Origin of the sequence: Microbacterium sp. Gd 4-13, assembly GCF_003095395.1 — a bacterium.
Lineage (GTDB): Bacteria > Actinomycetota > Actinomycetes > Actinomycetales > Microbacteriaceae > Microbacterium.
The window spans coordinates 80,274-102,759 of the sequence record NZ_QEIJ01000004.1; the positions used below are offsets into that span (position 1 = coordinate 80,274).

Below are 22,486 nucleotides of genomic sequence, written 5' to 3' on the forward strand. Positions count from 1 at the left end.
GTACCGTGTCGGTATGCGCATCCTGCACACGTCCGACTGGCACATCGGCCGGTCGTTCCACGGCCACAGCACGCTCGACGCGCTGCGTGGCGTGCTCGACGTGCTCGTCGCCCAGGTGAGCGAGCACGGCGTCGATGTCGTGGTGCTCGCCGGCGATGTCTTCGACTCCGCGGCACCGGCGGCGGCGTGCTACTCGCTCCTCAGCGACACCCTCGTTCAGCTCTCCGACGCGGGCGCCCGGGTGATCGTCACGAGCGGCAACCACGACTCCGCCGCTCGCCTCGGGTTCCAGTCGGCGCTCCTCCGGTCGGGCATCAGCGTGCTCACCGATCCTGCCGCCATCGGCACCCCCGTCACCATCGACGACGCCGACGGCCCCGTGCACTTCTACGGCATCCCCTACCTCGAACCGGCGATCGTGCGCCATCGGTGGGAGGGCGTCGAGCTGCGAAACCAGGCCCAGACCCTCGGTCACGTCATGGGTATCGTGCGCGACGACCACGCTGAGCGCGGCGGTCGGTCGGTCGTCATCTCCCACTGCTTCACCGCGGGCGTCGAAGCGACGCCGGGGGTCGAACGCGAGATCCGTCAGGGTGGTCTCGACGTCGTGCCACTGTCGGTCTTCGACGGCCCCGACTACGTCGCACTCGGACACATCCACGGCCGCCAGACCCTCTCCGACCGCGTGCGCTACGCCGGAGCGCCCCTGCACTACAGCTTCGGCGAGGGCGACAAGCCCCGCGGGTCGTGGCTCGTCGACCTGGATGCTGCGGGCCTGGCATCCGTCGTGTGGCTCGGCCTGCCGGTGCCGCGCCCTCTCGTGACGCTCCGCGGCACGCTCGACGAGCTGCTCGGCGACCCCCGGTTCGCCGAGCACGAGCAGTCGTGGGTGTGCGCGCAGTACACCGATCGCACGCCGCAGCTCGACCCGATGCGCCGCCTGCAGCAGCGGTTCACCCATTGCGCGACGGTCGTGCACGCGCCCATCGGCGCGGTCGCCGACGACGCGCGAGACTACGCCGGGCGCGTCCGGGCGGCGCGTGACGACGTCGAACTGGTCGACGCCTTCCTCGCCCACGTCCGCGCCGGCGAGGGTGCCTCCGCCGACGAAGTGGCGCTCATGAGAGAGGTCGTCGACGCCCGCACCCTGACCGAGGCGACGGCGTGAAGCTCCACCGGCTCGAGCTGGCCGGGTTCGGTCCGTTCCTCGCGCGCCAGAGCGTCGACTTCGACGCGTTCGCCGACGACGGCATCTTCCTGATCGCCGGTCGCACCGGAGCCGGCAAGTCGAGCGTGCTCGACGGGGTGTGCTTCGCCCTCTATGGCAGCGTGCCGCGATACGAGTCGGGCGAGAAGAGACTGCGCAGCGATCATTGCGGCCCCGAAGACCCCACCGAGGTCGCGCTCGAGTTCACCGCCGAGGGCAGCCGATGGCGGGTCACCCGCTCGCCGGAGTACGAACGCCCGAAGAAGAACGGCGGCGGATTCACCACGCAGGCACCCCAGGCGCTTCTGGAGGAGTTCTCCTCGGGCTCATGGACCGGCGTCGCCGCCCGACCTCGCGACGTCGCCGCGCGGCTCGACGAGATCCTCGGACTCACGCAGCAGCAGTTCCTGCAGGTCATCCTGCTCGCGCAGAACCGCTTCGCACGGTTCCTGCTCGCGCGAAACGACGAGCGGCAGGCGCTCCTGCGCACCCTGTTCGCCACGCGCACCTACGAAGACTACGAACGCGACCTCGAGAGCCGTCGCAAAGAGGCGGAGCGCGCCGTGGCCGCCGAAGGCGACACCGCCCGCGTGCTGATCGACGAGGGCGAGCTCCTCGCGCGGGAGTCCGACCTCGACCGCGCGGCGCACGGCACGACAGACGGCGCAGAGCCGACGGATGCTGCCACGCCACCCGACAGCGACGCCGCGGCCCGGCCCCTCGCCGACCGGGTCGCGGCGCTCGTGCGCGCTGTCGAGCGCGCCGAGTATCGCGTCGACACGCTCACCCGCGCGCGCGACGCTGCCGACGCCGAACTCGCGGCAGCGACCGAGCGCGAACGGGCGGCGGCGGCGTTGCGGGCGGCACAGGAGCAGCGCCTCACCGCACGGGCCGCCCTCGACGCACTCGACGCGCGTGCCGCCCGGGTGGCCGAGCAGCGCGCCGAGCTGGCGCTCGCGAACGCGGCCGAAGCACTCCGCTCGCCGATCGAGAGCGTGGAGCGTGCCGAAGTATCGGCGCAGCGAGCCGCCGACGCCGAACGCGACGCGCTCGCGCGGTGCTCGGCGCTGGGCGAGGCGTCGCTGACGAACGCCTCCCTCCGCGACCGCGAAGACGAATTGGCCGCGACCATCGCGGCGAGTGACGCCGCCCTCGCGGCCGAGGGGGAGCGCGCCGCGCTCGACGTGTCGCTCCGCGAGGCGCGTGACAGCGAGCAGGCGATGCTGCGCGAGATGACCGAGCTCGACGACCGCCGCCGCCCCGTCCCCGTCCTCCTGGCGCAGCTGTCCGAGCGCCTCACCGCCGTGGCGGGTGCCGCCCGGGGTGCCGAGTCGGCGCGGGCGATCCTCGTCGACACCGAACGCAGGCGTGCCGCCGCACACGAGGCCGTCGCGCTCGAGGCGACCGTTCGCGCGGCCGAACGCGAGGCGCTCGAGCGCGCAACGGCCGTGACGACGACGGCCGCGCGCCTGACGGCGCTGCTCCAGCGCCGGCTCGACGGCGCGGCGGGCGAGCTCGCCGCCACCCTCGTCGAGGGTGAGCCCTGCCCCGTCTGCGGCGCCGTCGATCACCCGCACCCCGCGCCCGGGTCGGACGACCCCGTCGGCGACGATGAGATCGCCGCCGCCGAGGCCGAGAAAGACGCCGCTATCGACGCCGACCGGGTAGCGGCCATCGCGTGGCGTGCGGCCCGCGACGCCCATGCCCTCGTCGCGGCTCGGGCAGGGGGCGACGACGTCGCCACGCTCGACACAGCCGTCGAATCGGCGACGGTCGCGCTCGCCCGCGCCGAGGCCGACGTAGCCGAGGCGGGGGCGCTGACCGCCGAGCATGCGGAGCTCTCGGCGCTCGCCGAGGCGGCCGCGCTCGAGCACGCGAGACTGACCGACGCGCTGACCGAGGTGCGCCAGCGGGTCGCCCTCGACGAGCAGCGCGCGACGGCCGCCGCCACGATCGTCGAGGCCACCCGCGGCGAGTTCGCCACGGTAGCCGAGCGCCGAGCCGACGCGATCGGTCGACGTGACGCGGTGCGCGCCCTCGCCGAGGCCGGGGCAGAGCTCGCGCTGCGGACGCAGGTTCTCGCCGATGCTCGCGCCGACCGCGACGCCCGTCTCGCCGCGTCCACGTTCGACGGTCCGTCCGCCGTCGAGGCCGCGCTTCGCGACCCCGCCGTGCGGGCGCGGCTCGACGATGCCGTGCGCGAGCATGAGAGCGCCGCCCGCGCGGCGAAGGAGCGCCTGCTCGAACTCGAACTCGCCCTCGTCGACGCCCCCGACGAACTCGTCGACCTCGACGGGCCGGCGAGGGCCGTCGCCGACGCGCGCGACGCCTTCACGTCGGCGATCTCCGTGTTGACGGCCGCGACGGGGGTCGCCGAACGCCTCCGCGATCTCACCCAGCGCGCCGATGCCGCCGCCGAGGGCATCGCCGCCCTCGCCGACCGGCACGCGGTGATCGCCCGACTGGCCAACACGGTCGCCGGGCGCGCGCCCAACACGCACCGCATGACGCTCGAGACGTTCGTCCTGGCCGCCGAGCTCGAAGAGATCGTCGGCGCGGCCAACCTGCGCCTCGCCGAGATGTCGTCGGGGAGATACCGCCTGCAGCATTCCGACGCTCTCGCGGCCCGCGGCGCAGCATCCGGTCTCGGTCTCGAGATCATGGATGCCTTCACCGGCCAGGCGCGTCCGCCCCAGTCGCTCTCGGGCGGCGAGTCGTTCCTCGCGTCCCTCGCGCTCGCCCTCGGCCTCGCCGAGATCGTCACGGCGCGCGCCGGCGGCCTGCGGCTCGACACGCTCTTCATCGACGAGGGCTTCGGGTCGCTCGACGACGACACCCTCGACCTCGCGATGCGCACGCTCGACGAACTGCGCCAGGGCGGCCGTACGGTCGGAGTGATCAGTCACGTCGCGTCGATGAAGGAGCAGGTTCCCGCTCAGCTGCTCGTCGAGGCGACGCCGCAGGGGCCGAGCGTGATCCGGCAGCAGTCCACCGTCGTCGTCTGAGACGCACGGGTAGGCTGGGGGTATGAACAAGTCGACGATCTGGTCCATCCTCGGAGTCATCGTCGCGATCGTCATCGCGTGGTTCCTCGTGAACATCCTGTTCTCGGTGCTCGCGTTCGTCTTCAAGCTGCTCATCGTCGCGGTGGTCGCCGCTGTCGTGTACTTCGCACTGCGGGCGCTCTTCGCCCGCGACCGCGAGGTCTGATTTCCACGGAGTGAGCAAGAGGGCCGCTCGTGTGCGATCCGTGGCTACTCTGAAGGGTGATGTCTGACGCGCCCTCCACCCAGAACCGGAAGGGCGCACACCCTCCCACCCAAGACATCCAGCTGAGCCCGAGCCATCGGTGGCGGGCCTACTGGATCGCCGTGTCGGTCGCCGCCCTCACGATCCTCGACCTCAGCAAGGTCAACGTCGCTCTTCCTTCGATCGAGTCGGCGCTGGGCGCGGGGCCGACCGAGCTGCAGCTCATCGTCTCGGGCTACATCCTCACTTTCGGTCTCGTGCTCGTGCCCGCCGGGCGTCTCGGCGACCAGCGATCACGCCGAGCGCTCTTCCTTATCGGCCTCTCGCTCTTCCTGGTCACCAGCCTCGCCTGCGCGATCGCCCCCACGGGGCCCATCCTGCTCGTGTCGCGCCTGGCGCAGGGCATCGCCGCGGGAATCCAGATGCCGCAGGTGCTCGGTCTCATCCAGCAGCTGTTCCAGGGCAAGGAGCGAGGCCGCGCGTTCGGACTCTTCGGGGCAACCATCGGCATCGCGACCGCGTTCGGCCCGACCCTCGGCGGTTTGATGATCGCCCTCGGCGGCGACACCGACGGGTGGCGGCTCATCTTCTGGATCAACGTGCCCCTCACGCTCATCGTGATCGTGCTCGCGGCCTTCTTCTTGCCGAGCACGCGCACGAAGTCTCACCGCAAGGTGCAGCTCGACCCCGTCGGCGTGCTGCTCTTCGGGCTGTCGGTCGCCGGTCTCATGCTGCCGTTCCTGCTCACGACGGGCTCGCCCGACGACAACCCCGCGCGGTGGTGGCTCATCGTCGGCGGAGCCGTGTTCGTCGCGGCCTTCATCGCGTGGGAGCGACGCTATGCCGCGCGCGGGCGCGTGCCGCTCATTCCGTTCGAGGTCTTCGCGCACGCTTCGTACCGCAACGGCGTGCTCATCTCGACGACGTATTTCGCCGCGCTCCCGGCGACGTTCATCCTCACGACGCTGTTCCTGCAGAGCGGGCTCGGTCTCGAGCCGGTGTTCGCCGGCATGGTGACGATCGGTTTCGCCATCGCCTCGGCCATCTCGTCGTGGATCGGCGGCAACCTGGTCACCCGTCTCGGGCGACCTCTCGTGGTCTGGGGCGTCGCGGGGCTGCTCGTGAGCATCGTGGGCATGGTCTCCGCCGCGATCTTCCTCCCGCCGGAATGGGCACTTCTCGGAATGGGATCGATCCTGGCCGTCGGCGGGTTCGCGGGAGGGCTGGTCATCTCTCCGAACCAGACGCTCATGCTCGCCGACATCCCCGTCGCGCAGGGCGGGCTCGCCGGTTCCGTCGGTCAGCTCAGTCAGCGCATCGGAACGGCCATCGGCACGGCCGTCGCGCTCGCGCTGTTCTACTCGACGGTCTACGCCGAGCAGGGCACGCGCACGACCCTCGACGTCTACCACGACGCGTACCTCTACGGCATGATCTCGGTCGCGATCTTCCTGGCGCTCTCGCTCATCGTCGGCGTCGTCGACCTCGCGGGCCGACGTCACCGCGGCGAGCCTCAGACCCCGTAGAACTCGCGGATGCTGGCGCGCAGCCACTCGCTGCAGACCAGCGCGGCGTCGTCCCACTCCTCGGTTGCGCCGTCCTGCGCCCGGTCGCTGACCGCACGCAGGATGCGGATCGGCACGTCGAACTGCTGGGCGACCCAGACGAGGGCGTAGGACTCCATGTCGACCATGCGGGCGCCGAGGGAGCGGATCGCGACGACCGCGTCGGCATCGTCGATGAAGTGGTCGCCGGTGGCGATGACGATGCCGTCTGCGGCCAGGTCGACCCGCTCGGGCAGCCAGACGTGGTGTCCGATGACGCCGTCCAGCCCCTTCACGTCGTGCTGGAGGGCTCCGCCGATCTCGTGCACGCCCGATTCGAGGTCGGGGTCGATCGCGCCGGCGGTACCGACGACGACGATCTCGTCGTAGCTGTTCGTTGCGAGTGCGCGGGTGAGGGCGTACGCGGCCGGGACCTTTCCGACGCCGGTGAGCAGCCGGTCGAAACCGGGCAGTTCAGGCTCGAAGGCGACGAGCTCGGACGGGTGGGCGGCAACGAGAAGCTTCACCCGCTCATTCTCTCAGCCGCCGTTGACGATGCCGATGATCCCCGAGATGAGGAAGTAGGCGCCGACGCCCGCCACGGCGATCCAGATGCCGATGCGGGTCGGCGACGGCTTCTTCGGGTCGTTGTCGGAGTTCAGGGGCAGCATCCGGTATTACGACCTCACCATGTCGACGATGGAGACGATGACGGCGAGGGTGCCGCCGATCGCAGCGATGGCGGCGACGAACGGGCCACCGCCGGCGAAGAAGGCGACGACGCCGAGGGCGACGAGCGCGAGCCCGACGACGATGCCGATGATCTGGTACGCGAGGTACCGGCCACGGCCGAGTCGTTGTTCGTCTTCCACGCTTGCAGGTTACCGGGTTGCCCCCGCGATCCCCCTTTCTGCAGGGTGGGGGTTGCTGCCGAGGCGGCGTTTCGCCAGGCTTCGGGGATGACAATCCCACGTCCGGATGACATCCGCCCCGGCCAGGAATCGGTCTGGGACTATCCTCGCCCGCCGCGGCTCGAGCACGTCGACGTGCGGGTGCAGATCGATTTCGGCGGTGAACGCATCGTCGACACCGACGACGTCGTGCGCGTGCTCGAGACGAGCCATCCCCCCGTCTACTACCTGCCGATCGCGGCGTTCGGCGAGGCGCTCGTGCCGACCGACGGTGCCTCGTTCTGCGAGTTCAAGGGAGCCGCGCGCTACTTCGACGTGCACGGCGGGGGTGAGCGCGCCGACCACGCCGCGTGGAACTACCCGAGGCCGATGCCCGGGTACGAGGATCTCGACGACCGCGTCGCGGTATACGCCGCACCCATGGACCGATGCATCGTCGACGGGGAGGTCGTCGTGCCTCAGCCCGGCGGGTTCTACGGCGGCTGGGTGACGTCGGCTCTCGCGGGTCCGTTCAAGGGCATCCCCGGCTCGCACGGCTGGTAGCGCCCGCGAGGGCTCGAGGTCAGCTCTTCGCGCCCGCGAGGGCGAGAGTGCCGCCGAGCCCGATCATCATCACCCCGCCGGTTCCCGACAGGGTGGCGATGCGGCGCGGCGACCGCGCGAACCACGCGCGGGCGGTGCCGGCGGCGAGGGCCCAGACGCTGTCGCACGCCAGAGCGAGCACCTGGAACGTGAGCCCGAGAACGAGCAGCTGCGCCCAGACGGCCGGTGCGGTGGGATCGACGAACTGCGGCAGAACGGCGACGAAGAAGGCGATCGTCTTGGGGTTCGTGAGGCCGACGATGAAGCCCTGTCGCAGCAGAGTCGACGCCGATCGTGGCCCGCCGGTCGCCCCCTGCACGTGCGCGTTCCGGTGACGGATCGACTGGACGCCGAGCCACACGAGGTAGATGGCCCCCACGATCTTGATGACCGTGAACGCGACGACCGAGGATGCGACGATCGCGCCGACCCCGAACGCCACCGCGAGCACCGCCGGCACGGTGCCGAGGGCGTTTCCCACGACGCTGAGCACGCCGGCCCGGCGACCGAGCGCGATCGATCGTCCGACCACGAAGAGCACGCTGGGGCCCGGGATCACGATGATCACGACCGATGCGACGAGGAAGGCCAGGAGGTTCTCGAGCGGCGGCATGAACGAACGGTACCGCGTCCGCCGCGATCGGGGACGTCGGTGGAGCTCAGCCGAAGTGGTCGGGGAGAGCGGCGTGCAGCTCGTCGAGCCAGACACGCGCATTGCCGTCCGACGGCGCACGCCAGTCGCCGCGGGGCGACAGCGAACCGGCGGGTGAGACCTTCGGCCCGTTGGGGATCGCCGAACGCTTGAACTGCGCGAATCCGAAGTAGCGCTGCAGGAACACCTCGAGCCAGCGCGCGACGGTCGCCAGGTCGTACGCGGGCCGATCGTCGACCGGAAATCCCGGAGGCCAGGCGCCGGCGTCGGGGTCCGACCATGCGCGCTCCGCGAGGAAGGCGATCTTCGACGGGCGCAGGCCGTAGCGCAGCACGTGGAACAGCGTGAAGTCGTGGAGGTTGTAGGGCCCGATGCGGTCTTCGGTCGACTGGATGCGGCCGTCCTGCCCGGCGGGCACGAGCTCCGGGCTGATCTCGGTGTCGAGGACGGCCTGCAGCACTCCCGCGGTCGATGCATCCATCTCCCCGGACGAGACGACCCAGCGGATCACGTGCTGGATGAGCGTCTTGGGGATACCGGGGTTCACCGCGTAGTGGCTCATCTGGTCGCCGACACCGTAGGTCGCCCAGCCCAGCGCGAGCTCGGACAGATCGGAGGTGCCGACCACGATGCCCCCGCGCTGGTTCGCGAGGCGGAAGAGGTAGTCGGTGCGCAGACCCGCCTGCACGTTCTCGAACGTGACGTCGTGCACGGGCTGGCCGTCGGCGAAAGGGTGGCCGATGCGGGCGAGCATTTCGGATGCGGCGGGCCTGATGTCGATCGTCTCGATCGAGGCGCCGACGGCCTCGGCCAGGGCGATGGCATTGGCCTTCGTGCCCTCGCTGGTCGCGAATCCGGGGAGCGTGTAGGCGAGGATGTCGCTGCGCGGGCGGCCCATGCGATCCATCGCCCGGGCGATCACGAGCAACGCGTGCGTGGAGTCGAGACCGCCGCTGACCCCGATCACCGGCTTGGGCTGACCGATCGCCCGCAGGCGCTGCTCGAGGCCCGACACCTGGATGTTGAAGGCCTCGTAGCAGTCCTGCGCCAGGCGTGCGGGGTCGTCGGGCACGAACGGGAAGCGGTCGAGAGCGCGTTTCAGGCCGACGTCGGTCGCCGGAGGGCTCAGCTCGAAGCGCACCGTGCGGAAGGCGTCGGAGTGCGCGCGACGGTTGTCGTCGAACGTGCCTTGGCGCGCGCGATCCTGGCGGAGGCGGTCGAGGTCGACATCCGCGACGCTCGAGCGGGGCCCGTCGGGAAAGCGCTCGGTCTCGACGAGCAGCTGCCCGCCCTCGTAGATCATCGTCTGGCCGTCCCACGACAGGTCGTTCGACGACTCGCCCATGCCGGCGGCGGCATACGCGTACGCGGCGAGGCAGCGCAGCGATTGCGACTGGGCCAGGATCTTGCGATCGTCGGCCCGCGCGATGGTGATGGGACTGCCCGAGAGGTTCAGCAGCACGGTCGCGCCGGCGAGGGCCGCGGTCGACGAGGGCGGCACCGGAACCCACATGTCCTCGCAGACCTCCGCGTGGATCACGAGCCCGGGGATGTCGGTGGCCTCGAAGAGCAGGTCGGGTCCGAAGGGCACGTCGAATCCGGCGACGCGGATGGTGTCGCCGACGCGGTCGTCGCCGGGCGCGTACCAGCGTCGTTCGTAGAACTCGCGGTACGTCGGCAGGTACGACTTCGGTGCGACGCCCAGGAGAGCGCCGCGGTGGATCACGACGGCGCAGTTGTACAGGCGGTTTCCGTGGCGCAGGGGTGCTCCGACGACGAGCACGGGGAGGAGATCGACGGATGCGGCGACCAGGCGCGCGATCGCGGCCTCGACGGCGTCGAGCACGGGGTCCTGCAGGACGAGGTCGTCGATCGCGTACCCGGTGAGGCACAGCTCGGGGAAGACGGCGACGGCGACGGCGTCGGCGTCGGCCCGATGGGCCGCCGCCATTACGGTCTCGGCGTTCGTCGCCGGGTCGGCGATCGAGATCGGGATCGTGCAGGCGGCGACGCGCGCGAACCCGTGGCGGTAGGCGCTCGAGAAGGGGAGAGCGGTGCTCATGGCCCCAGTCTCTCAGGTGCAGCCCGATCGCGGACGGGGGCGGCTTCGGGCGCCGTCCTGTCGGTGCCCCCGGCTAGCCTCGACAGCGGAAGGGCGACATGCGATACATCGAGAACACAGGCCGTCTGGTCTGGAGTGCCAGTGACCTCAAGGCGGCGGCCGAGTGCGAGTTCGCGTGGCTGCGCGCCATCGACGCGAAGCTCGGTCGGGTGCCCGCGGTCGAAGACCCCGTAGACGCGACCCTCGAGCGGGCGGGCCGACTGGGCACCGCGCACGAGCTGCGCGTCCTCGACGACTACCGCGCGCGCTACGGCGATCGCGTGGTCGAGATCGCCGAGACCCGCTCGTCGAACGCCGAAGGGATGGCCGCGGCGGTCGCCGCGACGAACGCCGCCCTCGCCTCCGACGCCGCGGTGATCTACCAGGCCGCGTTCGCGACCGACGAATTCGTGGGGTTCGCCGACTTCCTCGTCCGCGACGACGCAGAGGCGGCGCCGCGCTGGATCGTGCAGGACACGAAGCTCGCTCGCCGCGCTCGGGTGACGGCCCTCATGCAGCTCGCCGCATACGTCGACCAGCTCGACCGGCTCGGTGTCGCTCGCGCCGACACGGTCGAACTGCTGCTCGGCGACGCGACGACGAGCGTGCACCGGGTCGACGACATCCTCCCCGTGTTCGACCTGCGCCGGGCACGTCTGAGGGCGCTGATCGCCGATCGCGACCTGTCCAGCGGCCCCGCCGGTGCGCCGATCGCCTGGGGCGACGGGCGCGGCGCGCTCGAGGTCGTCGCCTGCGGGCGATGCGCCACCTGCGAGCAGGAGGTCATCGCCTCCCGCGACCTGCTGCTCGTCGCGGGTATGCGGCCGCTGCAGCGAGAGCGCCTGCGTGCGGCGGGCATCGGAACCATCGACGCCCTGGCCGCCGCATCCGAGGTTCCTGCCGGAATGAACCCGGAGGTGTTCGCGATGCTGCGCACGCAGGCCCGGCTGCAGCTCGTCAGTCCGGCCGGCGTGCCGTCAGCCGAGCCATCGGCCGACGCCGATCCGCACCCCGTCCCGCTCTACGAGGTGGTGCTCCCACCCGCCCTCGCCACACTCCCGCGGCCCGACCGCGGCGACATGTTCTTCGACTTCGAGGGCGACCCCCTCTACACGGAGGGCGACGCGACATGGGGTGATAAGACACAGTGGGGCATCGACTACCTCTTCGGGTGGGTCGACCTCGGCGACACGTACTCCTCGATCTGGGCGCACAGCTTCGCCGATGAGAAGCAGGCGCTCGAACGCTTCCTCGATATCGTCGCGCTGCGCCGTCGGCAGCACCCCGACATGCACATCTACCACTACGCCCCCTACGAGCCCACCCACCTGCTCGCCATGGCCGCGCGCTATGGGGTGCGCGAGGGCGATGTCGACCGGTTGCTGCGCGACGGCGTGTTCGTCGACCTCTACCCGGTCGTGCGCCGGGCTCTGCGGGTGGGTTCGCGGTCGTATTCGATCAAGAAGCTCGAGCCGCTCTACATGGGCGACGAGGTGCGCACGAGCGACGTGCAGCGCGGCGACGATTCGATCGTGCGCTACGTCGAGGCGCGGGCGCTGGCCGCCGACGGCGACGCGGCCGCGTCCGAGGCGGTGCTCGCCGACCTCGCCGACTACAACCGCTACGACTGCGTCTCGACCCGGCGCCTGCGCGATTGGCTCGTCGACCGGGCGCGCGAGGCGGGGCTTCGCCCGGCCGGCAACCCCGAGCCCGAAGAGGTCGGCTACGAGCCGTCGCCGCGGGCCACGGCGCTGCAGCGGCTGTCGCTGGGTGCCGACGCGGTCGACGGTCAGGCGCTGCGCCTCGCCGCAGCGGCCATCGACTACTACCCGCGCGAGGCGAAGACCTTCTGGGCCGCGCACTTCCTGAGGCTCCGCGAACCGCTGTCGTTGTGGAACGACGATCGCGACGTGGTCATCGTCGACACCGCACGGTCGCGCGTGATCGACGACTGGCACTTCCCCGAGTCCGGCCGCGGCAATGAACGCCGCCTCGTCGAGGTGCGCGGCGAGCTCGCCCCGGGCACCCGACTCAGCGCGGGCGGCTCTCCCTTCGCCGTCTACGAGCTCCCCGCCCCGTTCCCGATGGAGGAGCGCCCCCGCTGGATCCACGGCGCCCGGAGCGTCCGGGTGGTCGACGTGCTCGACGACGGCGCGATCATCGAAGAGACCGCCGTCGACGGCAACACCTGGGAGCGCCTTCCGCTGGCGCTGACGCCCGACTCGCCGCCGCGTGCCGGCAACCAGCAGTCGGCGATCGACGCGTGGGCCGACGCCCTGATCGAGGCCGCGCCGAAGCTCCCTGCCGACCCCGCGACCGACATCCTGCGCAGGCGACCCCCGCGCACCCGGTCGGGGGCGCTCGCCCCGCAGGGGGGCGATGACGTCGACGCGATCGTGCGCAGCATCCTCGACCTCGACCGCAGCTACCTGGCCGTGCAGGGCCCCCCGGGAACGGGAAAGACCTATGTCGGCTCGCACGCGATCGCACGACTCGTGCGTGAGCACGGCTACAAGGTGGGCGTCGTCGCTCAGTCGCACGCGGTGGTCGAGAACATGCTCGATCGCGTGGTCGCAGCCGGTGTGCCGCCGCAGCGGGTGGGCAAGGCGCCGAAAGATCCGAACGCGGGCGGGCTGAGTTTCACGCCCATCCCCAAGAACGGCGTGGCCGCCTTCGCCGCCGAGAACGCCGCCGCGGGCTTCGTCGTGGGGGGCACGGCGTGGGACTTCAGCCACGAGGGCCGCATCCCGCGCGGGAGCCTCGATCTGCTCGTGATCGACGAGGCGGGGCAGTTCTCGCTCGCCTCGACGATCGCCGTCTCGCTCGCCTCCCCGAGGCTGCTGCTGCTCGGCGACCCGCAGCAGCTGCCGCAGGTCAGCCAGGGCGCGCACCCCGAGCCCGTCGACACCTCCGCGCTCGGATGGGTGATGGACGGCGCCGAGGTCGTGCCGCCCGAGGTCGGGTACTTCCTCTCGCGCACGTGGCGCATGCATCCGGCGGTGGCCGATCCCGTCTCGAGTCTGTCGTACGAGGGCCGGCTGGCCGCGCACCCGCTCACCGCGCTGCGCTCGCTCGACGGGGTGGCCCCCGGGCTCCACGTCGTACCGGTGCACCACGCCGGCAACGCCACCCGCTCGCCGGAAGAGGCGCAGGCGGTCGTCGGGATCGTCGCGGGCCTCGTCGGCCGGGCGTGGACCTCGAGCGAGATCGATGCCGCCGGGGCACCGGTGACGCGCGACCCCCGGCCGTTGGCCGCCGCCGACGTCATCGTCGTCACCCCCTACAACGCCCAGCAGGTGCTGGTCGAGGAGGCCCTCGCAGCGGCCGGCTTCGCGGAGGTGCGTGTCGGCACGGTCGACCGGTTCCAGGGGCAGGAGGCCGTGGTCGCGATCGTGTCGCTCGCGGCGTCTTCGGGGCGCGAGGCGCCGCGCGGTCTGGAGTTCCTGCTGCTGCGTAACCGGCTGAACGTGGGCCTCTCCCGGGCGATGCAGGCGGCCTACCTCATCTACTCGCCGGGCGTGCTCGACGACCTGCCTCGCACGCCGGAGGGCGTCGCGCGACTCAGCGGCTTCGCCCGCCTGGTGCGGGCCGTGCCGGCGTGACGAGCTCGGCCGGGGGAGCCGAGCGGATGCGCCCGGGTCAGACCGTGCCGTAGAGGCGGTCGCCGGCGTCGCCGAGACCGGGCACGATGTAGCCCTTCTCGTTCAGGCGCTCGTCGAGGGCGCCCAGCACGAGGGTCACGTCGCGGCCGGCGATCTGCTTCTCGATCGCGGCGACCCCCTCGGGAGCGCCGAGCAGGCAGATCGCGGTGACGTCCTGCGCGCCGCGCGCGAAGAGGAACTCGATCGCCGCGCCCAGCGAGCCGCCGGTGGCGAGCATCGGGTCGAGCACGAAGCACTGGCGGTCGCTGAGATCGTCGGGGAGGCGCTCGGCGTACGTGGACGGCTCGAGGGTCTCCTCGTTGCGCACCATGCCGAGGAAGCCGACCTCTGCCGTCGGCAGCAGCTTCACCATTCCCTCGAGCATGCCGAGACCGGCCCGGAGGATCGGCACGACGAGCGGCCGGGGCTCGCTGATGCGCACGCCCGTGGTCGTGGTGACCGGGGTCTGGATCTCGTAGGGCTCGACGCGCACACCGCGGGTCGCCTCGTAGGCGAGCAGGGTGACGAGCTCTTCCGTCAGCTGACGGAAGACCGGCGACGGGGTGCGCTTGTCGCGCAGCACCGTGAGCTTGTGGGTGATGAGGGGGTGGTCCGCGACGTGCACACGCATAGGGTGAATCTACCCGTCCCGCGCCCCGATCACGGAGTCCGCATGAACCCCGCGTCCGCAGACCTCGCCGCGATGCGCCGCGCTCTCTTGCTGGCACAGGCCGCGGGGGCCGGCGGAGACGTCCCGGTCGGGGCGGTGGTGACGGATGCTGCGGGCACCGTCATCGGCGAAGGACGCAACCTCCGCGAGGTCGATCACGACCCCACCGCGCACGCCGAGGTGGTTGCGATGCGGCGTGCCGCCGCATCCCGGGGCTCGTGGAACCTCGCCGGCTGCACGCTCACCGTCACCCTCGAGCCGTGCGTCATGTGCGCGGGCGCGATGCTGCAGGCCCACGTGTCGCGGCTGGTCTTCGGGGCCTGGGACGACAAGGCGGGCGCGTCGGGTTCGGTGTACGACGTGGTGCGCGATCGACGGCTGCCGTCGCGGGCCGAGGTCGTCGCGGGCGTGCTCGGTGACGAAGCATCCGCTCTGCTGCGCGAGTTCTTCGCCGCCCGGCGCGGCTGATCGCGCGCCGTCGTCAGCGCGGCAGGTGGGGGAGCACCTCGGAGCCGAGGAACTCCACCTGCTCGAGGTCGCGGATGTCGAGCAGCTGGAGGTACACGCGCTCCGCGCCGAGGGCGCGCAGACGCTCGACTTTCGCCATGATCTCGTCGCGGCCGCCGACGACGCCGCCGGGCGCGTCGCGGAACCCCTCGAGCGGACGCCCGAGGTTCGCGGCGCGCCGCTCGAGGTCGGCCTCGGTCGCCCCCGCGAGCGTCGGCATGGCGACCGAGAGCTTCAGCGTCTCGGGGTCGCGGCCGATGCTCTCGCACGCGGCACGGACGCCGGCGAACTTCTCGGCGACGACGTCCTCCGCGACGAATCCGATGTTGAACTCGGTCGCGAAGCGGGCGGCGATCGCCGGGGTGCGGGTCGGGCCGCCGCCGCCCACGATCACGGGGACACGCGACTGCACCGGCTTGGGCAGGGCGGGGGAGTCCTCGACCGTGTAGTGCCGCCCGGAGAAGTCGAAACGCTCGCCGACAGGGGTCTGCCACAGGCCGGTGATGATCTCGAGCTGCTCTTCGAGGATGCCGAACCGCTTCGCGGGGAACGGGATGCCGTAGGCGTGGTGCTCTCGTTCGAACCAGCCCGTGCCGAGGCCGAACTCGACGCGCCCGCCCGACATGCGGTCGACCTGTGCGACCTGCACCGCGAGCACGCCCGGGATGCGGTGGGTGGCCGACGAGACGAGCGTTCCGAGGCGGATCGTGCTCGTCTCGCGAGCGAGTCCGGCCAGCGTCGTCCAGGCGTCCGTGCCGCCGGGGCCGGGGTCGCCGGGGGCCATCCGCAGGTAGTGGTCGGAGCGGAAATAGGCGTCGAAGCCCAGGCGCTCGGCCGCGAGGGCGAAGGCGAGCTGGTCGTCGTAGTCGAAGCCCTCCTGGGGCTCGGTGAAGAGGCAATACTCCATCGCCTCAGTCTGGCAGTCGCGACGCCGGTGTCCGGTCGAGATCGGGCTCGAGGTAGATCACGCGGGCGACGGGCACGGCGCTGCGGATGCGGCTCTCCACCGCATCGATGGCGGCCGCGACCTCCGGGAGGCCCCGGTCGTCGGCGACGGCGATCTTGGCGGCGACGAGCAGCTCGTCGGGGCCGAGGTAGAGCGTCTTGATGTGGATGAGGCGGGAGACCTCGGGGCCGTCGATGATCGCCGCGACGATGCGGTCGTAGTCGCCCTCGGTCGCGCCCTCTCCGACCAGGAGGCTCTTCGTCTCGATGCCGAGCACGATGGCCACGACGATCAGCAGTGTGCCGATCATCAGCGTGCCGATGGCATCGAAGACGGAGTTGCCGGTGATCACGGTCAGCCCGACGCCGAGCATCGCGAAGACGAGGCCGATGAGGGCGGCGACGTCTTCGAGCAGCACCACCGGGAGTTCGGGGGCCTTCGCGCGGCGGACGAACGAGACCCACGACTGCCCCTTCTCGCGGGAGTGGTTGCTCTCTCTGACGGCGGTGCGCAGCGAGAACGACTCCAGGCCGATGGCGATGAGCAGCACCAAGATCGGGATCCAGACGTTCTCCAGCTCGTGCGGGTTCGTGAGCTTCTCCACGCCCTCGTAGATCGAGAAGAGCCCGCCGACCGAGAACAGGATGATCGCCACGACGAACGCGTAGACATACCTTTCGCGACCGTGCCCGAAGGGATGCTCGCGATCGGCCGCGCGGCGCGCGCGCTTGCCGCCGAGGAGCAGGAGCAGCTGATTGCCCGAGTCGGCGACGGAGTGGATGCCCTCGGCGAGCATCGACGCCGACCCGGAGAAGATCCACGCGGTGAACTTCGCGAGCGCGATTCCGAGGTTCGCCGCGAACGCGGCGATGATGGCGCGGTTGCCGCCGGAGGCGCTCATGTCATCGGTGCTCTCGGTGCGGTCAGTCGGCGGAACGGATGATGATGGTTTCGGTCGGCGGCGCGGGGTCGAACGGGGTTCCGATATAGCCGATCCCCGCGAGGAGCGCCTGGCGGAACTGCGCAGGACGCTCGAGGTGCGGCGTGTGGCCGACCCCCTCCAGCACGATCTGGGTGACCGCGCCGCCGCCCGCCGCGTACGCCTCCAGCACGTCGCGCGTCTGCGACACCATCGGCTGCGCGGGTGCGGTGTCTTCGCCGGGCCAGTCGGCGACGATGCCCAGCGCGCCCAGGTGGTTCACGTCGGAGAACGAGGTGTCGGAGATCACCGCGTCGACACTGCCGCGCACCCACAGCACGGGGGGCTTGTCGGCGAGGTCGACGATCGGCGACACGTCGAAGTATCGGGGCGCGACGGTGTTGAGCACGCCGAGGGGTCCTGCGGCGTAGCCCGGCCAGTTGACGCTGGGCACGCCCTCGCCGGGGTAGTTGCCCACCGCGGTAGAGGTGGAGAGCATGCTCTGCACCCAGAGGTCCTCGTGATCCGAGGAGTAGTTGGATGCGACGTAGCTCGCGCGGAAGACGCTCCGGGGCGAGGTGGTCGCATCATCGCTCGCGTCGCCGTCCGTCAGGCGCCGCACGAAGTCGGGGTTCGCGGCGGCCCCGCCGCATCCGGCGTCGTCGTCGGTCAGCCGCGAGCCGTCGCGCCGCGTACCGCCGAAGCCGTACGGCGAGACCGGGGCCTCGAGGGTGAGAGAGAGGGCAGGGTGATCCAGCGCGTACTGCAGCACGACGGCACCCCCCAGCCCCCAGCCGACGAGGTGGGCGGTGTCGATGCCGACGGCCTGGAGAGTGGCGAAGAGATCGTCGCTGAAGTCGCGGACGCCGCGTGTGGCATCGATCGGCATGTGCTCCGTGCCGCCGAATCCACGGAGGTCGACCGCGATCGCACGCAGCTCGGCGGGGAGGTCCTGCATGATCTCCTGCCAGAACAGCGACGACGAGACGGTGTCGTGGATGAACACCACGGTGCGCTCGGCGGGGGTCCCGGTGTCGTCGTGCTCCCGCTCGAGGATGTTCACCGAAAGGCGGGCCGTCTCGATCGATCGAGAGACGATGCCGTCGAACAGGTTCATGCGGTCTTCTCCGTTCTCGCGGGAATACACCCTCGAAGGCCGATGATAGACCTCGCGGCTCTCCGCCCGCCGAGTGCGCACCGCTCGCCGGGGGCCGCCGGGAGAACCCGCGGGGCCCTCCGTAGGATGACGGCATGACGACCCCAGACTCGCCCTCGCTTCCGCCCGTCGCGTTCCTGGGAGCGGGGTCGATGGGCGGGGCCGTCCTGCGAGGACTCGTCGCCTCCGGCATCGCGCCGCGACTGCTCGCGACGAACCGCTCGGCGTCGAAGGCCGCCGACCTCGCCGACCTCGCCGGCGTCGAGAGCATCGCGCTGGAGCAGCGGCCCGACGGCAACGCGGTGGCCGCCGCATCCGCCGACATCCTGCTCATAGGCGTGAAACCGGCGATGGTGCCCGACCTGCTGCGCGAGATCGCCCCGCACGTGCGTCCGGGCGCGGTCGTGGTGAGTCTCGCCGCCGGGGTGACCCTCGCGACGTTCGCCGAGATCCTCGGGGCGGATGCTGCGGTGTTCCGCTCGATGCCGAATACGCCCGCGCTCGTGGGCGAGGCGGTCACCGGGCTCGCCGCGGGGGCGGCGACCACGCCGGAGCAGGCAGCTCTCGTGCGGGCGCTGTTCGAGACCGTCGGCGTCGTCGTCGAGGTGCCCGAAGACCGCATCGACGCCCTGTCGACGATCTCGGGCTCGGGCCCCGCTTACGTCTTCCTGCTCGTGGAGGAGCTCACGAAGGCCGCGCGCGAGAAGGGCTTCGACGACGACCAGGCGCGTCTCCTGGCCGAACAGACGTTCATCGGCGCCGCGGCGCTGCTGGCAGCATCCGATGTCGACCCGGCGGAACTGCGCCGACGCGTCACGAGCCCGAAGGGCACCACCGAGCGCGCGATCGCCGTGCTGCAGGAGGGCCGCCTCGCCGAGCTCTTCGGCCGTGCCACCGACGCCGCCCTCGCCCGCGCGAAAGAGCTCGCCGCGGGGTCGTAGGCCTCAGCGGTCGAGTGCGGCGAAGCGTTCGATGTCGGAGTTCGTGCCCGAGACGATGATGAGGTCGTGGTTCGTGACGACCGTGTTCGCCTCGGCATAGCGGAAGGCGCGGCCGGGGCTTTTCACTCCGACGACGGTGACGTTGTACTTCGAGCGCACGCCCGACTCGTTCAAGCCGATGCCGCGGATGAGCTTCGGCGGATACATCTTGGCGAGCACGAAGTCGTCGTCGAAGCGGATGAAGTCGAGCATCCGACCGCTCACGAGGTGCGCGACGCGCTCGCCGGCCTCGCGCTCGGGGTAGATGACGTGGTTCGCACCGACGCGGGCGAGGATCTTGCCGTGCGACTGCGAGACGGCTTTCGCCCAGATCTGCGGCACCTTGAGGTCGACGAGATTGGCGGTGATGAGCACGGATGCTTCGATCAGCGACCCCACGGCGACGACCGCGACCTGGAAGTCCTGCGCGCCGATCTGCTTCAGCGCGTCGATGTTGCGAGCGTCGGCCTGCACCGTGTGGGTGACTCGCTCCGACCACTTCTGCACGAGCTCGAGGTTGCCGTCGATGGCCAGCACTTCGCGCTCGAGCCGGTCGAGTTCTCCGGCGCAGGCGGCTCCGAAGCGCCCGAGACCGATCACGAGGACGGGGGCGTCGCCCCTGAAGCGATCAACCAACGATGGGCCTTTCGACGGGTCGTGAGTACAACTGCGACCGGGAGCTCGCGGCGACCGCCGCGGCGAGTGTCACTGTACCAATGCGCCCCATGAACATCGTCACGGCCAGCACGTACACCGCGGGATCCGGCAGCTCGGCTGTCAGGCCCGTCGACAGTCCGACCGTCGCGAAGCCCGAGATCACGTCGAAGAGCACTTTCTCGATCGGTGCCTGAGTGATCTGGCCGATCGTGATCGTCGACAGGGCGACGATCGTGGCGCCCCACGCGACGACCGACAGCGCGACCCGCTGCACGTCGCTGGGGATGCGGCGACCGAACGCCTCGACCGACTGGCGGCCCTTCGCCTCGGAGAACACCGCCAGGGCGAGGACGGCGAGCGTGGTGACCTTGATGCCCCCGGCGGTGGAAGCCGATCCTCCGCCGACGAACATGAGCATGGATCCGACGACGAGGGTCGAGCCGTGCAGGTCGCCGATGTCGATGATCGAGAAGCCGCCCGAGCGCGTCATCGCGGAGAGGAAGAACGCCTGGAAGGTCGTGTCCCACGCGTCGGAGCGTCCGAAGGTGAGCGGATTGTTGAACTCCAGCAGCAGGATCGCCCCGGCCCCCGCGAAGAACAGGATCACGGTGGTGATGATGGTGAGCTTCGCGTGCAGCGACCAGCGGCGGAAGTGCCACGCGTGCCGCCAGAGCGTGAAGATCACGGGGAAGCCGATCGAGCCGAGGAAGACGCCCGCCATGAGCACGGTGAGGAGGAAGTAGTCGTCACCGAAGGGCACCAGACCGTTGGCGTTCGGGACGAACCCGGTGTTCGTGAAAGCCATCGCCGCGTAGTACGGCGCTTCCCAGAGGGCGCTGATGGGGTCGATTCCCGCCATGATCAGCGAGGGGTACAGCAGGACGGTGAGACCCGCCTCGATGACGAGCGTGGAGAGGGCGACGGTGGCGAGCAGCTGGCCGACTTCGCCCAGCCGCACCGTCTGCCCCTCGTTGATCGGGCCGCCGTGCGCGCGCAGCGGATTGCTGTCGCCGGCGGCGATGAGCTTCGCGCGCAGCCCGAGCCGTTTGGAGATGACCAGGCCGAGGATCGAGGCGAGGGTCAACACGCCGAGCGCGCCCACGTTCACCCCGATGTAGGTGATGACGTGCCCGAACGGGGACCAGTGCGAGTACATGTCGACGGTCGACAGGCCGGTGACGCAGATGGTGGACACCGCGGTGAACAGCGCGTCGGCGAGCGGTGTCCGTTGGCCGTCGGCGGCGGCGGCGGGCAGCGAGAAGAGCGCGGTGAACAGCAGGATCAGCGTCACGAACACCAACACGGCGAACCGGGCCGGAGACGCCGTCGTCAGGTCGCGCAGGGTGTCGAACCGACGCCGGAGCGATCGCCCGAGATCGCGCTGGGCGCGGGGCCTCGCCGGCGATGCCGCCATGCGCCGCCCCCTTCGATCCCGACCGGGAATCATGGTATCCCGGTCGGGGCGCGGCTAACCTAAACCCATGGCGGACATCTTCGACGTGATCGCGGACGGCACCCGTCGCGACATCCTCCAGTTGCTGCTCGACCGTTCCACGCGCGGCGACAACGGCACGAGCGTCTCGCAGATCGTCCACGAGCTGGGTGTGAGCCAGCCCACCGTCTCCAAGCACCTCAAGGTGCTGCGCGACGCCGAGCTGGTGTCGGTGCGCGAAGAGGGCCAGCACCGCTACTACAGCCTCGCCACCGCCCCGCTCGACGAGGTCGACGACTGGCTGGTGCCGTTCTTCTCGGTCGACCCGGTCGCCGCCACCCTGCCGGAGCCCGCGGTGCACGCGGCCGAGGCGGTCGGGCGCGCGGCGGCACAGGCGAAGTACGCCGTCGCGAACGCGTTCCGCAAGCTCCCCGGGCGCTGACCCGCGCGTTCTGGGGCGGATGCGCCGCTGTGCGCCCCACGCGTCACAGCGGCCTCTCGGGTTTACACGCGTCGCAGGGGAGCCCTAGAGTGTCTGCAGCGCCACAGGACGAAGGGGAATCCATGGCAGAACTGCCGGATGTGCGTTTCCTCACCGTCGCTGAGGTCGCCGAGGTGATGCGAGTGTCGAAGATGACGGTTTACCGTCTCGTGCACGCGGGCGAGCTGCCCGCGGTGCGTTTCGGACGCAGCTACCGAGTGCCCGAGTCTGCCGTCGTGGATGCCCTGCAACGACCGGTCTCCGACGTCGGCTAGACTGATCCGAGGCATTTTTTCGCATCTGCCTCTACCCGGGCGCCGCAACCGGCACCCAGACCCCTGACGTAGTGAGGTTTTCCGTGGGTTCAGTCATCAAGAAGCGCCGCAAGCGCATGGCGAAGAAGAAGCACCGCAAGCTGCTTCGCAAGACTCGCCACCAGCGCCGCAACAAGAAGTAGCGGCCGCCGCACCGAGCGCCTGCCCTCCGTGGCGGGCGCTTCGTGTATCCGTCGCGCCCCAGATGAGGAGTTCGCCGTGCAATCCATCACCGTTCACCAGCTCCGCGAACGCGAAGGCACGCCGCTGATCGACGTGCGCGAGGTCGACGAATTCGCCGCCGGCCACGTTCCCGGCGCCGTCAACCTGCCCATGTCGACGATCGGCGACCACCTCGACGAGCTGCCCGATGGCCCGTTCGACGTGATCTGTCAGGCCGGCGGACGCTCGGCCCGCGTCGTCGAGGCGCTCACTGCGCGTGGCCACGACGCGACGAACGTCGAGGGCGGCACCGGGGAATGGATCCAGGCGGGCTTCGACGTCGAGAAGTGACGCGGCGACGTCGTGTCGCGGCCC

23 protein-coding genes are annotated in these 22,486 nt (G+C 70.8%); 12 read left to right on the forward strand and 11 right to left on the reverse strand.

Annotation, left to right across the window (positions count from 1 at the left end):
* Positions 1-13 precede the first annotated feature (13 nt).
* The 4 genes from DEA06_RS09340 to DEA06_RS09355 are packed head-to-tail and all read left to right on the forward strand — an operon-like array spanning position 14 to position 5,982.
* Positions 14-1,168, forward strand: coding sequence for an exonuclease SbcCD subunit D (locus DEA06_RS09340; protein ID WP_116647723.1), 1,155 nt, complete (start codon positions 14-16; stop codon positions 1,166-1,168).
* Positions 1,165-4,212, forward strand: a complete 3,048-nt coding sequence (locus DEA06_RS09345; RefSeq protein ID WP_116647724.1) for an SMC family ATPase — start codon at positions 1,165-1,167, stop codon at positions 4,210-4,212. Before DEA06_RS09340 ends, DEA06_RS09345 begins: the two co-directional genes overlap by 4 nt.
* Positions 4,213-4,234: 22 nt before the next feature.
* Positions 4,235-4,417, forward strand: a complete 183-nt coding sequence (locus DEA06_RS09350) for a hypothetical protein (protein WP_116647725.1) — start codon at positions 4,235-4,237, stop codon at positions 4,415-4,417.
* A 59-nt stretch (positions 4,418-4,476) separates the two neighbouring features.
* A complete protein-coding gene (locus DEA06_RS09355; RefSeq protein WP_116647726.1) occupies positions 4,477-5,982 on the forward strand; it encodes an MFS transporter in 1,506 nt (501 codons plus the stop codon).
* On the opposite strand, the gene DEA06_RS09360 is transcribed toward DEA06_RS09355, so the two are convergent.
* The 3 genes from DEA06_RS09360 to DEA06_RS09365 are packed head-to-tail and all read right to left on the reverse strand — an operon-like array spanning position 5,970 to position 6,872.
* Positions 5,970-6,527 (reverse strand): nucleoside phosphorylase, encoded by a 558-nt coding sequence (locus DEA06_RS09360; RefSeq protein ID WP_116647727.1) that lies wholly within the window; start codon positions 6,525-6,527, stop codon positions 5,970-5,972. The two genes, DEA06_RS09355 and DEA06_RS09360, sit on opposite strands and share 13 nt — an antisense overlap.
* A 12-nt stretch (positions 6,528-6,539) precedes the next feature.
* Positions 6,540-6,671: a hypothetical protein gene (locus DEA06_RS16910; protein WP_259460095.1), complete on the reverse strand. Its 132-nt coding sequence runs from the start codon at positions 6,669-6,671 to the stop codon at positions 6,540-6,542.
* Positions 6,672-6,677: 6 nt separating this feature from the next.
* Positions 6,678-6,872, reverse strand: a complete 195-nt coding sequence (locus tag DEA06_RS09365) for a hypothetical protein (protein WP_116647728.1) — start codon at positions 6,870-6,872, stop codon at positions 6,678-6,680.
* Positions 6,873-6,959: 87 nt separating this feature from the next.
* Here DEA06_RS09365 and DEA06_RS09370 point away from each other — a divergent pair, with 87 nt between their 5' ends.
* Positions 6,960-7,454, forward strand: coding sequence for a DUF427 domain-containing protein (locus DEA06_RS09370; protein WP_116647729.1), 495 nt, complete (start codon positions 6,960-6,962; stop codon positions 7,452-7,454).
* A 19-nt stretch (positions 7,455-7,473) separates the two neighbouring features.
* Here DEA06_RS09370 and DEA06_RS09375 read toward each other — a convergent pair whose 3' ends face one another.
* Both DEA06_RS09375 and DEA06_RS09380 read right to left on the reverse strand, forming a co-directional pair.
* Positions 7,474-8,106, reverse strand: a complete 633-nt coding sequence (locus tag DEA06_RS09375) for a LysE family translocator (protein ID WP_116647730.1) — start codon at positions 8,104-8,106, stop codon at positions 7,474-7,476.
* 46 nt (positions 8,107-8,152) lie between these two features.
* Entirely contained in the window at positions 8,153-10,207 is a 2,055-nt protein-coding gene (locus DEA06_RS09380) for an NAD(+) synthase (protein ID WP_116647731.1), read from the reverse strand.
* Between the two features lie 98 nt (positions 10,208-10,305).
* On the opposite strand from DEA06_RS09380, the gene DEA06_RS09385 reads away from it, so the two are divergent.
* Positions 10,306-13,848 (forward strand): bifunctional RecB family nuclease/DEAD/DEAH box helicase, encoded by a 3,543-nt coding sequence (locus DEA06_RS09385; RefSeq protein ID WP_116647732.1) that lies wholly within the window; start codon positions 10,306-10,308, stop codon positions 13,846-13,848.
* A 37-nt stretch (positions 13,849-13,885) separates the two neighbouring features.
* On the opposite strand, the gene upp is transcribed toward DEA06_RS09385, so the two are convergent.
* The gene (gene upp, locus DEA06_RS09390) at positions 13,886-14,518 is read right to left on the reverse strand and encodes a uracil phosphoribosyltransferase (protein WP_116647733.1); all 633 of its coding nucleotides are present in this window, start codon (positions 14,516-14,518) and stop codon (positions 13,886-13,888) included.
* 42 nt (positions 14,519-14,560) lie between these two features.
* On the opposite strand from upp, the gene tadA reads away from it, so the two are divergent.
* Positions 14,561-15,025 (forward strand): tRNA adenosine(34) deaminase TadA, encoded by a 465-nt coding sequence (tadA, locus tag DEA06_RS09395; protein ID WP_240606892.1) that lies wholly within the window; start codon positions 14,561-14,563, stop codon positions 15,023-15,025.
* A 13-nt stretch (positions 15,026-15,038) separates the two neighbouring features.
* Here tadA and DEA06_RS09400 read toward each other — a convergent pair whose 3' ends face one another.
* From DEA06_RS09400 to DEA06_RS09410, 3 genes are read right to left on the reverse strand one after another with little or no spacing between them, the layout of a single operon-like run.
* Positions 15,039-15,971 (reverse strand): LLM class F420-dependent oxidoreductase, encoded by a 933-nt coding sequence (locus DEA06_RS09400; protein WP_116647734.1) that lies wholly within the window; start codon positions 15,969-15,971, stop codon positions 15,039-15,041.
* Between the two features lie 4 nt (positions 15,972-15,975).
* Positions 15,976-16,911 carry a cation diffusion facilitator family transporter gene (locus tag DEA06_RS09405; RefSeq protein WP_116647735.1) on the reverse strand — a complete coding sequence of 312 codons (936 nt, stop codon included), beginning with the start codon at positions 16,909-16,911 and terminating at the stop codon, positions 15,976-15,978.
* 22 nt (positions 16,912-16,933) lie between these two features.
* Positions 16,934-18,046 (reverse strand): alpha/beta hydrolase, encoded by a 1,113-nt coding sequence (locus tag DEA06_RS09410; protein ID WP_116647736.1) that lies wholly within the window; start codon positions 18,044-18,046, stop codon positions 16,934-16,936.
* Between the two features lie 134 nt (positions 18,047-18,180).
* Between DEA06_RS09410 and proC the strand changes: the two genes are divergently transcribed.
* Entirely contained in the window at positions 18,181-19,026 is an 846-nt protein-coding gene (proC, locus tag DEA06_RS09415) for a pyrroline-5-carboxylate reductase (RefSeq protein WP_116647737.1), read from the forward strand.
* A gap of 3 nt (positions 19,027-19,029) precedes the next feature.
* Here the strand turns inward: proC and DEA06_RS09420 are convergent, their stop codons facing one another.
* Complete coding sequence (locus DEA06_RS09420; RefSeq protein WP_116647738.1) at positions 19,030-19,701, reverse strand: TrkA family potassium uptake protein; 672 nt, start codon at positions 19,699-19,701, stop codon at positions 19,030-19,032.
* Positions 19,694-21,136: a potassium transporter TrkG gene (locus DEA06_RS09425; RefSeq protein WP_116647739.1), complete on the reverse strand. Its 1,443-nt coding sequence runs from the start codon at positions 21,134-21,136 to the stop codon at positions 19,694-19,696. The genes DEA06_RS09420 and DEA06_RS09425 overlap by 8 nt, the downstream gene beginning before the upstream one ends.
* Before the next feature lie 67 nt (positions 21,137-21,203).
* On the opposite strand from DEA06_RS09425, the gene DEA06_RS09430 reads away from it, so the two are divergent.
* The 4 genes from DEA06_RS09430 (at position 21,204) to DEA06_RS09445 (ending at position 22,462) form a co-directional block, all read left to right on the forward strand.
* On the forward strand, positions 21,204-21,596 hold the full coding sequence (locus tag DEA06_RS09430) for a metalloregulator ArsR/SmtB family transcription factor (protein WP_116647740.1): 393 nt from the start codon (positions 21,204-21,206) through the stop codon (positions 21,594-21,596).
* A gap of 122 nt (positions 21,597-21,718) precedes the next feature.
* A complete protein-coding gene (locus tag DEA06_RS09435) occupies positions 21,719-21,910 on the forward strand; it encodes a helix-turn-helix domain-containing protein (RefSeq protein ID WP_116647741.1) in 192 nt (63 codons plus the stop codon).
* An 83-nt stretch (positions 21,911-21,993) separates the two neighbouring features.
* A complete protein-coding gene (locus DEA06_RS09440) occupies positions 21,994-22,092 on the forward strand; it encodes an AURKAIP1/COX24 domain-containing protein (protein ID WP_003792170.1) in 99 nt (32 codons plus the stop codon).
* Positions 22,093-22,168: 76 nt separating this feature from the next.
* Positions 22,169-22,462, forward strand: coding sequence for a rhodanese-like domain-containing protein (locus DEA06_RS09445; protein WP_116647742.1), 294 nt, complete (start codon positions 22,169-22,171; stop codon positions 22,460-22,462).
* Positions 22,463-22,486 lie beyond the last annotated feature (24 nt).

Coding starts and splice junctions, on each gene's coding strand:
- DEA06_RS09425 (WP_116647739.1), bottom strand. CDS start 21,136: ATGGCGGCATCGCCGGCGAGGCCCCGCGCCCAGCGCGATCTCGGGCGA.
- DEA06_RS09380 (WP_116647731.1), bottom strand. CDS start 10,207: ATGAGCACCGCTCTCCCCTTCTCGAGCGCCTACCGCCACGGGTTCGCG.
- DEA06_RS09435 (WP_116647741.1), top strand. CDS start 21,719: ATGGCAGAACTGCCGGATGTGCGTTTCCTCACCGTCGCTGAGGTCGCC.
- upp (WP_116647733.1), bottom strand. CDS start 14,518: ATGCGTGTGCACGTCGCGGACCACCCCCTCATCACCCACAAGCTCACG.
- DEA06_RS09385 (WP_116647732.1), top strand. CDS start 10,306: ATGCGATACATCGAGAACACAGGCCGTCTGGTCTGGAGTGCCAGTGAC.
- DEA06_RS09370 (WP_116647729.1), top strand. CDS start 6,960: ATGACAATCCCACGTCCGGATGACATCCGCCCCGGCCAGGAATCGGTC.
- DEA06_RS09350 (WP_116647725.1), top strand. CDS start 4,235: ATGAACAAGTCGACGATCTGGTCCATCCTCGGAGTCATCGTCGCGATC.
- DEA06_RS09340 (WP_116647723.1), top strand. CDS start 14: ATGCGCATCCTGCACACGTCCGACTGGCACATCGGCCGGTCGTTCCAC.
- DEA06_RS09430 (WP_116647740.1), top strand. CDS start 21,204: ATGGCGGACATCTTCGACGTGATCGCGGACGGCACCCGTCGCGACATC.
- DEA06_RS09355 (WP_116647726.1), top strand. CDS start 4,477: ATGTCTGACGCGCCCTCCACCCAGAACCGGAAGGGCGCACACCCTCCC.
- DEA06_RS16910 (WP_259460095.1), bottom strand. CDS start 6,671: ATGCTGCCCCTGAACTCCGACAACGACCCGAAGAAGCCGTCGCCGACC.
- DEA06_RS09400 (WP_116647734.1), bottom strand. CDS start 15,971: ATGGAGTATTGCCTCTTCACCGAGCCCCAGGAGGGCTTCGACTACGAC.
- proC (WP_116647737.1), top strand. CDS start 18,181: ATGACGACCCCAGACTCGCCCTCGCTTCCGCCCGTCGCGTTCCTGGGA.
- tadA (WP_240606892.1), top strand. CDS start 14,561: ATGAACCCCGCGTCCGCAGACCTCGCCGCGATGCGCCGCGCTCTCTTG.
- DEA06_RS09375 (WP_116647730.1), bottom strand. CDS start 8,106: ATGCCGCCGCTCGAGAACCTCCTGGCCTTCCTCGTCGCATCGGTCGTG.
- DEA06_RS09410 (WP_116647736.1), bottom strand. CDS start 18,046: ATGAACCTGTTCGACGGCATCGTCTCTCGATCGATCGAGACGGCCCGC.
- DEA06_RS09405 (WP_116647735.1), bottom strand. CDS start 16,911: ATGAGCGCCTCCGGCGGCAACCGCGCCATCATCGCCGCGTTCGCGGCG.